The following is a 14,892-nucleotide window of genomic DNA, read 5'->3' as shown; positions in this document are numbered from 1 at the left end:
TCAAGGCTGGCTTGGGCCTGCGGCGCGCCACGGCGCTCTTCTGATCAAACACAGGATCGGATCGAGCTCAGTGCGCTTCCACGGTCGAAGCTGGAGCGTCCATCTTACCGCGATCGCTCTTCACCCGCTCGATGTGCGGTTTCGACCACGGGCCGGTGATCGCGTACTCGCGCGCAAACGCCGTGGAGACCGATTTGCTGAACGCCAGATCGGCCACCAGCGCGCCGAGCCCGAGCAGCGGATTGATCACGGTCGCGGCGATCACGGCGGCGCCGGCGCTGACGGTCGGCACGATCTGCACGTGCAGATCCTGGGTTTCCTGCGCCAGATCCACCGAGCCCTTCATTTCAGCGCGGGCCGGCGCCGTTACCATCTCGAAGTTCTCGGTGCGGCCAATGCCATTGTGGATCTGGCCCGTGCCGGTGACGTGTTCGAACGGCAGCCCCTCGCCGACCACGTCGCGGAAATTGAGTGTGGCAAAGCGCTCGAGGCTCTGCAGGCTGAGCACGCCCAGCAGTTTCGCGACGCCCGGGTCGACCTTGAGAATCTGCCCATGGCGCAGATCGACGGCCAGATTGCCGTTGAGCGTCGGATAGTCGATGGTGGTCGGACCGCCGCGCCACACCACCTTGCCTGACAGTGTGCCGTTGCCGGCCTTAAGCGTGTGCGGTTGGCCGAAACGCTCCAGCAGGCCGCCGGCGTCCTTGATATCGAGTTTGAAATCGAACACGGTACGGCGCGGTGTCGTTTCGTCGGCGCTGTTGCCGAGGCCCGTCGAAGTACGCCAGTTTGCCGTGGCGGTCAATGTGGCGGCGGGGTTGGTGATGTCGAGCTTGTCGAGTTGCCAGACCGGCACGCCGTCTTCCTCGAAATTGTGCGCGTCCACTTCGAGCCGGCCTATGTTGCGATCGCGCACGATCAACTCGTTGACCACCAGATCGATTGACGGCATGTTCTGCGCCGGCGCCGACATGGCCTGGCCGAGCAGGTCCTTGTCGGTGGCCGACGGAATCACCACGCGGGCAAAACGCGCCTGCAGCGTGCCGGGAGATTCCCTGGTGGCGCCCGGCAGCCAGGAAACGTGCCCCGACACCTGGTTCGACGCGATATTGGCCTGCCATTTATTGTCCGCATGCGACGCGCCGACGATCACGCTGTCCCAGTGCCGCTTGAGCAACGTCAGCGTGCCGATGTGCAGCGCGAAGCGGCTCGGCAGGAATTGCGCGAGGGTCGGATTCGGCACAGCCGGCGCGGCTGCAGCTGCAGCGGGCGCAGGCGTTGGCGCGTCCTTGTTGCGCATCTGCGTGACGAGCGCGCGCCAGGCATCGGCGTCGAACGCTTCGACATCGACGGCGGCGATTACGCCATCGGACGGCAAGTCAGCGGGCCTGTTGACGCCGATCGCGCCGCGCACGACCGTGGGCGGGGTTTTCGGCTGGTAACGCAGCAGATAGCTGGCGGCGATAGGGCCGAAGGTGAGGTCGGCGCGTTCCAGACCGGCTTCGCTCGCGTCGGTGGACGGGCTGACCGCGAAGTGCAGCGGCATTGGCGTGCCGACCGGTTTGTCGAACGGCGCGGGGAAGTCGAGCGCGAGGCCGGTCAGATCGGAGTTCGCCGTGACCTCGGGCAACCGCCCCTTGGCGCCGCGCACGTTGAACGCGTAGGGCGCGCTGCCGCTCATGCGCGTCAGCACCTGCGCAGCCGGACCATGCAGATTCAGGCCGCGCGCGGCATCGACGGCAATGTGGCCGCCGAGGTCGAGTGCATACGTGCCGTCCTGCTTCAGGCCGCCATTTGCGTGCACGTCGCCGCCGAGGAACCGGCCCGAGAGCCGGTCGACCTGTGCCGTATGTTCGGTAAAGCGCACCTTGCCGTTCAGTTGGGACAACGGCGGCACGTTATCGACAGTCAAACGATTGTTCTGGAAGCCGACCGCGCCTTCCACGCCGATATGCGGCTGCGGCGTGCGCGGCACGGTCAGTTTGAGGGCCAGTGAGGCGGACCCTTCGGCCCGCACTTTCTCGGTCTCATGCTTGGCCATAATGCCAAGCGAGCTTTCGTTGACGTAGTCGAGCATGTCGGCAAGCGGCCCACGGCCGTTGCCATCGATGACGAGGTTGGACGCCTTGGTGCCGAGATCGTCGATCCTGCCGCTCACCTTGTTTAAAGCAACCTGCTTGTAACGGGCGCGGTCGATATCGAAGCGCAGCAGGTTCTCCTTGAGTTCGAACACGCCGTCGATGCCATCCAGCGGCGGCCATACGTTCGGCGTGCCGTTCTTCATCTTGCGCGGCGGGTACGGCGAAGGGTCGAACTTGCCACCCTTGAACGGCGCGACGATATGGAAGATGCCGGCCTCAGGCGCGCGCGAGTAAGGGAATTTGGTCAGATCGCCGTGTATTTCGATCGATGCGCCGCGCGATACGCCGGCTTGCAGCCCGTGGCCCAGGTAGATGCGCAGCTTTTCGCTGATGCTGGTCGGCAGATAGCGGACGATGCGCGTGACCTGCGCGCGCTGGAAGTCGGCTTTCAGGTCGAGTGAGCCGCGCCCGTGGCCCGGGTTGCTGTAATTGGCGGTCGCGGTGGCATCGGCGTCCGCGTTCGAGACACCGAAATCGGCCAGCTTGACGGTGAAGGCAGGGTGATTTTCTCCCGGTGCTTTCGGCGCGATGGTCCAGTCTGCCCGGCCATGCAGACGATCGAGTTTCAGGCGAGGGTCGTCGAACACGCCCGGCAGCGTAATCGCGACGTTGGAGGTGTTGAGTATGGCGGTGCCGTGATTTTCGTCGGCGTCGACGCTGCCCCACAGATTTTCGATGCCGGGAATGCCCGCGCGCGGGTGATTCAGCGGGGTAAGCCCCGGCGGCGGTTCCTGTGCGGCGACGCTGATGCCCTGCAGGTCGCCCTTGAAACGATAGCGCTCGATCGGCTCGGCCCCGCTTGGCGGATGCTCGACGCCCGCTTCGCCCGACTCCGGTTTGCCGCGCTCGACCTCAATCACATAGTTCGCCACCAGCCCGCGTGGATTGAAGCGCACGAGATTGTTCAGCAAACGCGACGGCAGAGGCAGCGCGCGGCTGAATTCGGCGAGGATGCCGAGGTCGACACGGTCGCCGCTGACGCTGACGAGCTGGCCATGTTGCAGCGAGGCCGTCCGGTAGCGGCCGCTCAGCGTGGATAGCGCAAGGGTGCGAGTGAGCGGCGTGCCGTCTTCGAGCGGCGGCTGGCCCAGTTCTGCGTGCAAGTCGTTCAGTTGCAGCTTGTAGTCGCCCTGGTCTGCTTCGAGGCGCCACGCGAAATTGGCCACCGGCACGACCAGCTTGGGTTGGGTGGGGCGCACCCGCATTGAGACATCCATGCCGGCCAGTTGTCCGCTCGCGGACTTCATGTGGCCATCGGCGAAGTCGGCCCAGATCGCATTGTCGATGCGGCCGGCGAACATCTCGATCGGGAAATTGATGTAGCGCGCGAGGGTCGGCAGATCGACGGGACCGGTCGACATATAGACCTGGCCGGCCCAGTTGACGGGTTTGCCGATCGCGGAGAGCCGGGCGTGTTTGAAATGCGTGCGGAAATCGATCGGGCCGTGTAAGACGTGGCCGTCGGCGGGCGCCTGCAACGCGAGCCGGTGATCGTAGCCGTCATTGAGAATCGCGATCCGGATGTCGCGCAGGGCGAGTTCCGGTGCGTCATGCTGCGCATCGCGCCAGCGCAGCACGCCGCCGCGCACCACGATCGCCTGTTGCCGCAATAGCCACGTGGAGAGGGTGTCGTTGCCGCTGTGCCGGGTCGGCACCGGCACGCCCGCTACCGAAATCACGCCGTCGCTGCCGCGCGACACCAGCACGTCGGGCTGATCGACGATCAGGCTGGAAAGCGCAGGGTGGAATTGCCAAAGCGACTTCCACGAGAGTGTGGCGGTGGCGTGCGGAATGGTCAGCGCCGCTTTGCCTTCAGGGTCGCGGATGACGATATCGGTGACGTCGAGTCCTGGCTGAAAGCCGCTCCAATGCGGCGCCAGCTTGCCGATGGTGAACTGCGTGTGCAGCTTCCCGGAGACGGTGGCTTCGATGCGCGGCCGGAACGAATCGATGCGCGGCAGCAGCACATAGCGCAAGCCGAGAAAGAGACCTGCCGCGATGAAGTAGAAGGCGAGCGCGAGCGCCAACACCACGTGGGACGTCCGATGCAGCAGCACGTGGGCGCTTCCGCTCGCGGGCCGGACCTGCCTGGTTTCGTGTGGGTCGGCGGATTCGTTTCGCTCGGACATGCTGCGGCGGGTGGGCGTATGGTAGTTTTGCGAATTAACGACGAAATGTAACACACGGGAAAGGGTCGGCGAACTTCCGGCAAACCCTTTCTGCATGCCGTCTCGCGACCTGCGCGAGGCCACCGGACCCGTGTGTTGCGGCGAACTGAACAACGCTGATAAAGCAACGAGCGAGCCAGACCCTTGATGACCGACGCCACTCTACTGAGTTCCAACTATTCACATTACGCGGCACGCGCCGCGGCGGCTCGTCCGCAAATCGTGGCGCATGTGGCGGCGCTCGCGTCCGCCCCCCTGACACGTGAACGGATCGACGCGCGCTTTGACGCGCTGTGCGCCGAGGCGGCTGGCGGGGGCGATGGCCCATTGAGCGAGGATGCACTCAAACGGGCCTTGCGTCAGTTGCGCACTGAGGTATTTTGCGCCGTGATGGAGCGTGACCTGGCGGGCGAGGCGGATGTCGCCGAAGTCACCGGCGCAATGACCGATCTGGCGGAGACGACAATCCAGCGTGCGCTGGCGGTCCTGTCCGCCGAGCTCGAAACGCTCTACGGCGAGCCGCGCGGACCGCAGGGCGAACGGCTCGCGCTCGGCGTGGTGGGAATGGGCAAGCTGGGTGGCCGCGAGCTGAATGTGTCGTCGGATATCGACCTGATCTTCATCTACGAAGAGGACGGTGAGACGGCGGGCGGTCAGCGTTCGTCGATCGCGACGCAGGACTTTTTTACGCGTCTGGGTAAGCGCCTGATCGGCGCATTGGCCGAGGTGACCGCCGACGGCTACGTGTTCCGGGTCGATATGCGCTTGCGGCCGAACGGCGATTCGGGGCCGCTTGTCTGCAGCCTCGGCATGCTCGAAGAGTATTTCTACGTGCAGGGCCGCGAGTGGGAGCGCTATGCATGGATCAAGGGCCGGCTCGTGTCCGAAGGCGCGAGCGAGGCGGCGGAGCGGTTGCAGAAGCAGCTCGACGCGATCGTTACGCCGTTCGTCTATCGGCGCTATCTGGACTTCGGCGTGATCAGCGCGATTCGCGCGCTGCATCTGCAGATTCGCCAGGAAGCGCAGCGGCGCGCCTCGATGCGGCCCGACAAGGCCGATGACATCAAGCTGGGCCGCGGCGGCATCCGCGAAATCGAATTCAGTGCGCAGGTATTTCAGCTGATTCGCGGTGGGCAGGATGCCGGCTTCCGGGTGCGTCCGACGCTCGCCGTTTTGCGGCACGCGGCCACGCACGGGCTGCTCGACACCTCGGTCTGCGTGAAGCTCTCTCAGGCATACCGTTTTCTGCGCGAACTCGAGCACCGCCTGCAATACCGCAACGATGCGCAAACCCACGCGATGCCGGTCGATCCTGAGGAGCGTGTGGCGCTCGCGCGCGCAATGGGTTGCGATGACTATGCCGAACTGATGCTCAAGCTCGACACGCACCGCGAGTTCGTCGAACAGCAATTCGACCAGATTTTCGCCGACAAGGTGAGTGGCCGCGACGGTTGCGGCGCGCCGGAAGACGGCGCGGCGGCGTGGGTATGGAGCAGTGCGCTCGCCGACGACAGTGCTGGCGAAGCGCTGCGCGCGCGCCTCATCGAGCTGGGCGTGCCCGAGCCGGGCGAACTGCTGGCACGGTTGCGCGCGGTGTGGCAGTCGTCGCGTTACGCGGGGCTCGCCGAGCGTAGCCGGCAACGGTTCGACATCGTCGCGCAGCGTGCGCTGGAAGCCGCGCGTACGCTGGAGCCGCCCGAGCGGCGCGGCGATACGGTGGCGCGCTTCTTCGACCTGCTCGAAGCCGTGAGCCGGCGCGGCGCGTACCTTGCTCTGCTGACCGAATATCCGCAGGCGCTGCATCGGGTGCTCTCGGTGCTGGGCGGTTCGCGCTGGGCCGCCGGCTATCTGATTCGTCACCCGCAATTGCTCGACGAACTTCTCGACGACGAGGCGATGGACAGTCCGTTCGACTGGCCTGAATTCAAGCGCACGCTGCGCTTGCGTCTGGCCGCGGCGGATGGCGTCGAACAACAGATGGATCTGCTGCGCCACGCGCACCAGGCCGAGGTGTTCCGCATCCTGCTGATCGATCTGGCCGGCAAGCTGAGTGTCGAGCATGTGAGCGACCGCCTGTCCGAGCTCGCCGACGCCGTGCTCGACGTGACGCTCGAAGCCGTCTGGAAGCAACTGGCTAAACGCCACCGTGAGGTGCCGAAGTTTGCGGTGATTGCATACGGCAAGCTGGGCGGCAAGGAACTCGGTTACGCGTCCGACCTCGACATCATCTTCCTCTACGACGATCCGGACGATGCCGCCGCCGACGTCTACGCCACCTACACTCGCCGGCTCATTAGCTGGCTGACGACAGCGACCGGCGCGGGCACCCTGTTCGATGTCGACTTGCGGTTGCGGCCGAACGGCGAGTCGGGTCTGCTCGTCACCGATCTGGACGCATTCCGCCGTTATCAACTGCGCGAAGGCGATGCCGCCAATACAGCGTGGGTGTGGGAGCATCAGGCGCTGAGCCGCGCGCGCTACTGCGCGGGCGATGCCGAAATCGGCGCGAAATTCGAGCAGATTCGTGAGCAGGTGCTGACCACGCCGCGTGAGGCCGCGCCGCTCGCCAAGGAAATCGTCGAGATGCGCGAGCGCGTCGAGGCCGGGCATCCGAACCATACGGCGCTGTTCGACCTGAAGCACGATCGTGGCGGCATGGTCGATATCGAATTCACCGTGCAGTACTGGGTGCTGCTGCATGCGGCAAGCGATTCCGAACTGATCCGCAATACCGGCAACATCGCGTTGCTGCGTGAAGTGTCGCGCTTCGGCTTGATGAGCGAGGGAGAAGCGGAGATCGTCGGCGCGGCTTATCGGACCTACCGGAAGTTGCAGCACAAGCTGCGGCTGGACGGGATGGAGAAGGCGCGCGTCGACCCGGCGCTGGTGGTGACCGAGCGAGAGGCGGTGCTGGGGCTTTGGAAGCGGGTGTTTGGCTGAGGTTGAAGGGGCGAGGTGTGGCAGGTGTCGCGCCAGTCGCGCTGCCTGGGTCGCCGCAGTTCGCTGAATTCGGTCGGCACTGTTGCCCGTAGCGGCGGCGCGCACCACGGAGCAGCATGCGCCGCCCTTGCCTTGCGTTCGCAGATGGCCGCGACGATTCCCTGCCCGGGTTCCTAGGCCGCCAGCATTTCCTTCGCGTGCTTGCGGGTGGTCGCGGTGATTTCCAGTCCGCCCAACATCCGCGCAACTTCTTCGACGCGGCTTGCGCGGTCGAGCGAGGTCACGCTGCTAACCGTGCCGCCCTTGCCATTGCCCGCCTTCGCCACCTGGAAATGATGGTCGCCGCGCGCGGCGACTTGCGGCAAGTGCGTGACGCACAGCACCTGACGCGCTTGTCCCAGTTGATGCAGCAGCCGTCCAACCACTTCGGCGACGCCACCGCCGATCCCCGTATCCACTTCGTCGAAGATCAGTGTCGGTGTCGGACTCGCGGCGCTCGCAATGACAGCCAAGGCGAGACTGATCCGCGCCAGTTCACCACCTGAGGCAACCTTCGCGAGCGGCCGCAACGGCACTCCAGCATGGCCGGCGACGCGGAATTCGACCTGCTCGAGTCCGTGCGCACCACCGTCCGGCAACGGTACCAGTGCCACTTCGAAGCTGCCGCCTTTCATCGACAGTTCCTGCATACCGGTGGTCACTGCGACACCCAAAGCCTTACCGGCCTTGGCGCGCGCCTTCGACAGTTTTTTCGCTTCAGTGAGAAAGGCTTCTTTAGCTTTGGCTTCGGCCGCGTGCAGACTGTCGAGATCGGCTGCGGCGTCGAGCGCGGCAAGTTGCGCGCGACGTGCTTCGTGTTCTTCAGGCAGCGTCTCGGGTTTCAGGCGGAATTTGCGCGCGGCCGAGTGCAGTGCGTCGAGACGCTTTTCGACCTGGGCGAGCCGGTCGGGATCCAGTTCGAGTTTCTGTGCGTAGTGGCTGAGCGAATAGGCCGCTTCCTGCAACTGGATCTCGGCCGGCTCCAGCGCTGCCAGCACATCGTTCAGCGCCGGATCGATCTCGGCCAGGTCGCGCACCTTCGACACGATCGAGGCGAGATGCGTGATCATCGCCTCGTCGGATTCGGATAGCGCGCCGAGCGCACCTTGAACGCCGTCGATCAGATTGGCTGAATGCGACAGGCGGCGGTGTTCGCTGTTGACCTCTTCCCATTCGCCGGGTTGCGGCGAAAGTTTGTCCAGTTCGGTGAGTTGCCAGGCGAGGCGCTCACGCTCCAGTTGTAGTTCGCGGTCGCGTGTTTGCGCATGCTCGACGGCCTGAACCTTGTCGCGCCACGTTCGCCATGCGCGCGCGACGGTTGCTGCGGTTTCCGTGAGGCCGGCATGGGTGTCGAACAATTCGCGTTGCGCGTCCGGGCGCATCAGCAACTGGTGCGCATGCTGCCCGTGAATATCCACCAGCATCTCGCCGACTTCGCGCAACTGCGCAAGCGTTGCCGCCGTGCCGTTGATGAAGGCACGCGAGCGGCCGTTCGCATCCACTACGCGACGCAGCATGACGGTGCTGCCGTAATGGCCCTCGTCGGCGGTCGTGCCGAGCGCCTGCTCGTCGAGCCATTGCTCGACTTGCGCATGCGTCTCGAACTCCGCGGTGATGTCGGCGCGGCTCTCGCCGGTGCGCACCACGCTCGCATCGGCACGGGCGCCGAGCGCGAGGGCCAGCGCGTCGATCAGGATCGACTTGCCGGCGCCTGTTTCGCCGGAGAAAACGGTAAAGCCGCTGTCGAATTCGAGATCGAGCGCGGCGACGATGACGAAGTCGCGTATCGAGAGGTGGCGAAGCATGGAGGTCGTCAGTTGGGCTTGAGATTCAGGGTTCGGCAGCGGCGGCGTTCGCATTCCGGTGGCCGGCATTCCGGTGGCCGGCACTCCGGCACTCCGGTGTTCCGGCGGTCCGGCCGCTTAGGGCTTGGGGTCTTCTTCGTGCGACGGATATTCATTCCAGTGCAGCTTCTTGCGCAGCGTGGCGTAGTGGCTGTAGCCGACGGGGTGCAGCATCGGCACCGTATGACGCGAGCGGCGTACTTCGATCGTGTCGCTCAATTCCAGCGAAGTGAACGACTGCATGTCGAAATTGACGTTCACTTCGCGGCCCGAGACGATCTGGATGCTCACCTTCGAGTTGTCCGGCAGCACGATTGGGCGGTTCGATAGCGCATGCGGCGCGATCGGCACCAGTACGATGCCTTGCAGTTGTGGATGCAGGATCGGCCCCTGCGAGGACAGCGCATAGGCGGTCGAACCCGTAGGCGTGGCGACGATCAGGCCATCCGAGCGCTGGTTGTACATGAAGCGCCCGTCCACCGAGACATGCAGTTCCGCCATGCCCGAGAAACCGCTACGGTTGACCACCACGTCGTTGAAAGCAAGCGCGTGATAGATCGGGGCGCCGCCGCGCATGATGCGGGCTTCGAGCAACATGCGCTCTTCGCGCTCGAAGTTGCCGGCGAGCATTTGCGGCACGATCTCGCGCATGTCGGAGATCGGAATGTCGGTAATGAAGCCGAGCCGCCCGTGGTTGATGCCGATCAGCGGCGTGCGGTAGGGCGCAAGCTGGCGGCCGATGCCTAGCATCGTGCCGTCGCCGCCGAGCACCACGGCAACGTCGGCACGCGCGCCGATCTCGGCGGGACGCAGCGCCGGATAGTCGGTGACGCCAATTTCGGCGGCGGTGTCGGCTTCGAACACGACCTCGAAGCCGCGCTTCGCGATGCACGAGGCGAGCGCGGTTAGCGGCTCCCCGATGCCTGGCGTATTGTTGCGCCCGACGAGCGCGACGGTCTTGAACTGGCTAGTCACTTGCATGCCGGCATTACACCATAGGTAGGGCCTGAAAAGAACCGCAGACAGACCCGGTGGCGGGCCTGTGCAGACGGGCTGTCAGCGCGTTGGACGATTATCGTTAGAATGGTGAAGCTTTGATGACATGCATGCCGGTTGTAGTCCGGCGGCGTGCGGCCAGCGGACTCGTGGAATGGGCGGCTGGCGAGGCGCCGGGCCTGGGTCTGGACGAGGTGCCGGCAAGAATGCTGGACACAGCGCCGGTCAAGGCGCCGCACAGAATACCAGGCGCCGCCCCGCCGACCGGTAGCACGATAGTCAGGGGTCGGCGACGTTAGCGCTCGCTGTAGTCGCGTCATTAAGCTAAAATTTTCCGTCATGCTAGATCCTCGCGCACAAACCCTCCTCAAAACGCTGATCGAGCGTTACATCGCCGAAGGTCAGCCGGTCGGCTCGCGCACGTTGTCGCGCTATTCCGGCCTCGAACTGAGTCCGGCAACGATCCGCAACGTGATGTCCGATCTCGAGGACCTGGGGCTCGTGATTAGTCCGCATACTTCAGCGGGCCGGATTCCGACGCCGCGCGGCTACCGCTTGTTCGTCGATACCATGCTGACGGTGGAATCCGCCGCAGACGAAGAAGCGGTGATGCGCATCGTCAAGACCACGCTGCAGGCGGGCGACCCGCAGAAAGTCGTCGCCGCGGCGGCCAGCGTGCTGTCCAATCTGTCGCAGTTCGCCGGTGTGGTGCTCACGCCGCGCCGCAGCCACGTGTTCAAGCAGATCGAGTTCATGCGCCTGTCGGACAAGCGCATCCTGCTGATCATCGTGACGCCCGAGGGCGACGTACAGAACCGCATCATGGCGACCCAGCGCGACTTTTCGCCGTCGCAGCTGGTGGAAGCCTCCAATTACATCAACGCGCACTTCGCGGGCCTCTCTTTCGACGACGTGCGCCGCCGCCTGCGGGAAGAAATCGACGAGCTGCGCGGCGACATGACCACGCTGATGCACGCCGCGGTCACGGCCAGCACGGATGAATCCGACACCGGCGAGACCGTGCTGATTTCCGGCGAGCGCAACCTGCTCGAAGTCGCCGACCTTTCGTCGGACATGGCGCGCTTGCGCAAACTGTTCGATGTATTCGACCAAAAGACCAGTCTCCTTCAGTTGCTCGACGTATCGAGTCACGCCGCGGGCGTGCAGATTTTCATCGGCGGCGAGTCGAATCTCGTTCCGATCGAGGAAATGAGCGTGGTAACCGCGCCTTATGAGGTGAACGGCAAGATTGTCGGCACGCTCGGTGTGATCGGGCCGACTCGCATGGCCTACAACCGCGTGATTCCAATCGTGGATATCACCGCGCGGCTGCTTTCCCTGACGCTCAGCAGTAACCAGCAATAACCGGCGGTATCTGCAGGCTGCGACACCGCGTGCTGCAAATGATGCGCGACGGCGCGCAGCTTGCCAATTGGCCGAATGGCCAGGGGTCCCTGGCGGACCTTGCAATGGACCGCGCCGCTATAATGAATCTCACCTGAACCGACTTTCCGCCTAAAGCGGTTATACCTGCTGCCTATGCGCTTCGACCTCGAGCGGCCATCACAGAACGCCACGTCACACCGTGTCGCCGTGTTGCTGATCAATCTCGGCACGCCTGACGCGCCGACGCCGCGTGCGGTCCGTCGCTATCTTGCGCAGTTCCTGTCCGATCCGCGCGTGGTCGAAATTCCGGCACTGCTCTGGCAGGTGATTCTGCGGCTGTTGATTTTGCCGTCCCGGAGCCGTTCGTCAGCGAAGAAATACGCGGCCGTGTGGATGCCGGAGGGTTCGCCGCTGCGAGTCTTCACCGAGAAGCAGGTGGAGGGTTTGCGCCATCTTCTGCAATTGAACGACTACACGGTGCTGGTCGACTACGCCATGCGCTACGGCACGCCCGGTATTCCGGCCATGCTGAACCAGCTGAAGCTGGCGGGCGCCGAGCGCGTGCTGCTGGTGCCCATGTATCCGCAATACTCGTCGTCGACCACGGCCACGGCTTTCGACGACGCCTTTTCAGCCCTCAAGCGCATGCGCAATCAGCCGGAAATCCGCACGGTGCGCCAGTATGCCGATCATCCGGCGTACATCGCCGCGCTCGCCGCGCAGGTGCACCAGTACTGGCATCAGTACGGCAGGCCGGACTTCGCCGCGGGCGACAAGCTGGTGCTGAGTTTTCACGGGGTGCCCAAGCGCACGATGGATCTCGGCGATCCATACCACGAGCAATGCCAGCAGACCGGCGCGTTGTTGACACAGGCGCTGGGATTGACGCAGGTGGAATGCCGTATCACGTTTCAGTCGCGATTCGGCAAGGCCGAATGGCTGCAGCCGTACACCGCACCCACGCTGAAGGAATTGGGCGCGGCGGGCGTGCGGCGTGCTGACGTGTTCTGTCCGGGTTTTACCGCCGATTGCCTTGAAACGATTGAAGAAATCGGGATGGAAGTACGTGACGAGTTCCTGCGGGCGGGCGGCAAGGAATTTCATCGGATTCCCTGCGTGAACGCTTCACACGCGTGGATCGCCGCGCTAGGCGAAATCGTCGCGCAGAATCTGCAGGGCTGGCCCGTGCAAGCGGTGCCGGTGCCGCACACGACCGGGGCTTGAGCAGGCTCATGAATTACAGGATTTCAACTGAATCGGGCGCGAAGTTGCGCATCGACAAATGGCTGTGGGCGGCGCGCTTCTTCAAGACCCGCTCGCTGGCGGCGGACGCCGTCGACAAAGGACACGTACGCATCGGCGGTGCGAGCGTCAAGCCGGCCAAAGATGTGCGTGTCGGCGACCTCGTCGAGATCGAGATTGAGCGGATTGTATGGCAGGTGGAAGTGCTGGGCGTTTGTGACGTGCGTGGCCCAGCCAGCGTCGCGCAGACGCTTTATGCGGAGACCGAAGAGAGCAAGGTGAAGCGGCAGGTCGAGCAGGAGCGGCGCAAGACGTACCGCGAACCGGCTGCCGCTTTACACGGCAGACCGACCAAGCGTGACCGGCGCACTATCGACAAACTTTCAGGTGGGGATTGAACAGTTGTTCCATCGTCGCGTGCACACCGCCGTACTCGGTGGTGTGATCGTTGACGGCCCCGGACATGCAGATGGTCGTGGTGCCCGCGATCAGTACCAATGCGACCACCGATATTGCAAAGGTCAGTTTCACGGTACTCCCCTTGGGAAGATTCAGGATGGAAACAGGCTAATCAGATCAGGTGGAATTGCAAAATCTCGGTAAGGTTTACGTCAGGTTAGGGTTAACGTGTCTTTTCCGATGCTTTAATGGAGCATAGGCCACTTGCCGGGCGCACTCAATCTCAATCTGATTGCGGCGCAATAATGGTTGTAACCGGGCATTTCTGCCGCACGCTCCTAGTGCGAAAAGTTCCGGGAGAGGCGCTTGAATTGGGTCTTTCCGGCCCCATCTGCCGTTTCGATATGCGTTAACGCATCAAGTTGTCTGTCGCTATTTTGCAACGCACCAATTGCGACAGTTTTTGAAGCGTTTCCGCCACCGTTAGCTTTAACTTTTTTAACGACTTTCAGCGACATGGAAAACACGCAAGAGAACCCGACGAGCCAGAATCCCACGCCCGCCGACGAAACCGCGCGCCAGGCCGCCGAGGCCGCAGCATCCCAGCAGGACGCGGCTGTAAACACTGCTCCTGAAGTGCCGGTAACCGGAGCGGAAGCCGCATTGGCCGAAGCAGAAGCGAAGATCGTCGAGCTGCAGGAAAGCTTCCTGCGGGCAAAGGCTGAGACTGAGAACGTGCGCCGCCGCGCCCAGGAAGATGTCACCAAGGCCCACAAGTTCGCGATCGAAAGCTTCGCTGAGCATCTGCTGCCGGTGGTCGACAGTCTCGAAGCAGCGGTTGCCCACTCATCCGACGATCTGCAAAAAGTGCGTGAAGGCGTAGAACTCACGCTGCGCCAGCTCAGCGGCGCGCTGGAGAAGGGCCGTGTCGTTGCCCTGAATCCGGTTGGCGAGAAGTTCGACCCGCACCGTCACCAGGCCATTTCGATGGTGCCGGCCGATCAGGAACCGAACACCGTCGTTGCTGTGCTGCAAAAAGGCTTCGTGATCGCCGACCGCGTGCTGCGTCCGGCACTCGTGACCGTCGCGGCGCCGAAGTAGGCATCAGAAGCCGCTTATCAGCCGTTCCGCCTGACCGATACCGTCATGGCCAACATTCCCGTCGACGCCACCGCGTTCACCGTCTTTGGCATGCAGGAGCTCAGCGCCGAGTCATTCGACGCTGAGCTCGCCGAAGCCGGTGATGAACTGGCTGTGGTGTTTTTCTGGGGTCTCGACTGCTTCAACTGCGAGATCGCCAAGAAGGCGATGCTGGCTCAGCCGGACGCGATTCGTGCGCTCGGTCTCAGATGGTTTCACAGCAACGTCTACGAGCATCGCGAACTGGGCAGGCGTTTCATGCTTCATGGCGTGCCCACCTGGTTCTTCTTTTACCGAGGCAATCGGCTCGGCCGGGCAACCGGCTGGCACGGCCTTGGGCAGTTCGAGGCGGCGGTCGCGGCCGCGCGGGAAAAGATCCGGGCGGCCAATGCGGTCGGCAGCGCTGCAAATGGTGAAAAAAGCGGCAAAAGTTCGGCCGATTGAAAAAAATTAAAGACCGCATCGTAAAAGAGGTCTTGAAAACGATGCGGACGCACTTATGTTGAGTGCAGGTAGGAATTGAGAGCGGATCGCCGTACCGCCAGATGGGCAAAAAACGGCGATTCCCGCAGCGATCAAAGTCAGGAGATTAGTAAA

The 14,892-nt window shown here is 63.7% G+C and carries 11 protein-coding genes; 6 read left to right on the top strand and 5 right to left on the bottom strand.

Annotated features, from left to right (window positions below):
• Positions 1-67: 67 nt before the first annotated feature.
• The gene (locus PQR40_RS31730) at positions 68-4,270 is read right to left on the bottom strand and encodes a YhdP family protein (protein WP_408390775.1); all 4,203 of its coding nucleotides are present in this window, start codon (positions 4,268-4,270) and stop codon (positions 68-70) included.
• 186 nt (positions 4,271-4,456) lie between these two features.
• On the opposite strand from PQR40_RS31730, the gene glnE reads away from it, so the two are divergent.
• Positions 4,457-7,249: a bifunctional [glutamate--ammonia ligase]-adenylyl-L-tyrosine phosphorylase/[glutamate--ammonia-ligase] adenylyltransferase gene (glnE, locus tag PQR40_RS31725; RefSeq protein WP_408510625.1), complete on the top strand. Its 2,793-nt coding sequence runs from the start codon at positions 4,457-4,459 to the stop codon at positions 7,247-7,249.
• A 173-nt stretch (positions 7,250-7,422) separates the two neighbouring features.
• Here glnE and recN read toward each other — a convergent pair whose 3' ends face one another.
• Positions 7,423-9,093: a DNA repair protein RecN gene (gene recN, locus PQR40_RS31720; RefSeq protein WP_408510624.1), complete on the bottom strand. Its 1,671-nt coding sequence runs from the start codon at positions 9,091-9,093 to the stop codon at positions 7,423-7,425.
• A 117-nt stretch (positions 9,094-9,210) separates the two neighbouring features.
• Positions 9,211-10,113: an NAD kinase gene (locus tag PQR40_RS31715; protein WP_408225394.1), complete on the bottom strand. Its 903-nt coding sequence runs from the start codon at positions 10,111-10,113 to the stop codon at positions 9,211-9,213.
• Positions 10,114-10,467: 354 nt separating this feature from the next.
• Between PQR40_RS31715 and hrcA the strand changes: the two genes are divergently transcribed.
• The 3 genes from hrcA to hslR all read left to right on the top strand — a co-directional run bounded on the left by hrcA (position 10,468) and on the right by hslR (position 13,154).
• Entirely contained in the window at positions 10,468-11,493 is a 1,026-nt protein-coding gene (gene hrcA, locus PQR40_RS31710; RefSeq protein ID WP_408216074.1) for a heat-inducible transcriptional repressor HrcA, read from the top strand.
• A 174-nt stretch (positions 11,494-11,667) separates the two neighbouring features.
• Positions 11,668-12,738 carry a ferrochelatase gene (gene hemH, locus PQR40_RS31705; protein ID WP_408225400.1) on the top strand — a complete coding sequence of 357 codons (1,071 nt, stop codon included), beginning with the start codon at positions 11,668-11,670 and terminating at the stop codon, positions 12,736-12,738.
• Positions 12,739-12,746: 8 nt separating this feature from the next.
• On the top strand, positions 12,747-13,154 hold the full coding sequence (gene hslR, locus PQR40_RS31700; RefSeq protein ID WP_408390779.1) for an Hsp15 family ribosome-associated heat shock protein: 408 nt from the start codon (positions 12,747-12,749) through the stop codon (positions 13,152-13,154).
• On the opposite strand, the gene PQR40_RS31695 is transcribed toward hslR, so the two are convergent.
• Positions 13,126-13,287, bottom strand: coding sequence for a hypothetical protein (locus PQR40_RS31695; RefSeq protein ID WP_012431795.1), 162 nt, complete (start codon positions 13,285-13,287; stop codon positions 13,126-13,128). The two genes, hslR and PQR40_RS31695, sit on opposite strands and share 29 nt — an antisense overlap.
• Positions 13,288-13,493: 206 nt before the next feature.
• Positions 13,494-13,673, bottom strand: a complete 180-nt coding sequence (locus PQR40_RS31690) for a hypothetical protein (protein WP_408510623.1) — start codon at positions 13,671-13,673, stop codon at positions 13,494-13,496.
• On the opposite strand from PQR40_RS31690, the gene grpE reads away from it, so the two are divergent.
• Together grpE and PQR40_RS31680 are read left to right on the top strand one after the other, a co-directional pair.
• Positions 13,672-14,256, top strand: a complete 585-nt coding sequence (gene grpE / locus PQR40_RS31685) for a nucleotide exchange factor GrpE (RefSeq protein ID WP_408510622.1) — start codon at positions 13,672-13,674, stop codon at positions 14,254-14,256. The genes PQR40_RS31690 and grpE overlap by 2 nt on opposite strands.
• Before the next feature lie 45 nt (positions 14,257-14,301).
• Positions 14,302-14,739, top strand: coding sequence for a thioredoxin family protein (locus PQR40_RS31680; protein ID WP_408510621.1), 438 nt, complete (start codon positions 14,302-14,304; stop codon positions 14,737-14,739).
• Positions 14,740-14,892: the final 153 nt, after the last annotated feature.

The organism is Paraburkholderia sediminicola, from assembly GCF_046026855.1.
GTDB lineage: Bacteria > Pseudomonadota > Gammaproteobacteria > Burkholderiales > Burkholderiaceae > Paraburkholderia > Paraburkholderia sediminicola_A.
The sequence above is the reverse complement of the archived record's forward strand: the minus strand, read 5'-3'. Positions and strand labels throughout refer to the sequence as shown.

What these genes read in the sequence shown, in the direction of transcription:
- PQR40_RS31690 (WP_408510623.1), bottom strand. Translation starts at nt 13,673, where the DNA reads ATGTCGCTGAAAGTCGTTAAAAAAGTTAAAGCTAACGGTGGCGGAAAC.
- hslR (WP_408390779.1), top strand. Translation starts at nt 12,747, where the DNA reads ATGAATTACAGGATTTCAACTGAATCGGGCGCGAAGTTGCGCATCGAC.
- hemH (WP_408225400.1), top strand. Translation starts at nt 11,668, where the DNA reads ATGCGCTTCGACCTCGAGCGGCCATCACAGAACGCCACGTCACACCGT.
- hrcA (WP_408216074.1), top strand. Translation starts at nt 10,468, where the DNA reads ATGCTAGATCCTCGCGCACAAACCCTCCTCAAAACGCTGATCGAGCGT.
- glnE (WP_408510625.1), top strand. Translation starts at nt 4,457, where the DNA reads ATGACCGACGCCACTCTACTGAGTTCCAACTATTCACATTACGCGGCA.
- PQR40_RS31680 (WP_408510621.1), top strand. Translation starts at nt 14,302, where the DNA reads ATGGCCAACATTCCCGTCGACGCCACCGCGTTCACCGTCTTTGGCATG.
- PQR40_RS31730 (WP_408390775.1), bottom strand. Translation starts at nt 4,270, where the DNA reads ATGTCCGAGCGAAACGAATCCGCCGACCCACACGAAACCAGGCAGGTC.
- PQR40_RS31715 (WP_408225394.1), bottom strand. Translation starts at nt 10,113, where the DNA reads ATGCAAGTGACTAGCCAGTTCAAGACCGTCGCGCTCGTCGGGCGCAAC.
- recN (WP_408510624.1), bottom strand. Translation starts at nt 9,093, where the DNA reads ATGCTTCGCCACCTCTCGATACGCGACTTCGTCATCGTCGCCGCGCTC.
- grpE (WP_408510622.1), top strand. Translation starts at nt 13,672, where the DNA reads ATGGAAAACACGCAAGAGAACCCGACGAGCCAGAATCCCACGCCCGCC.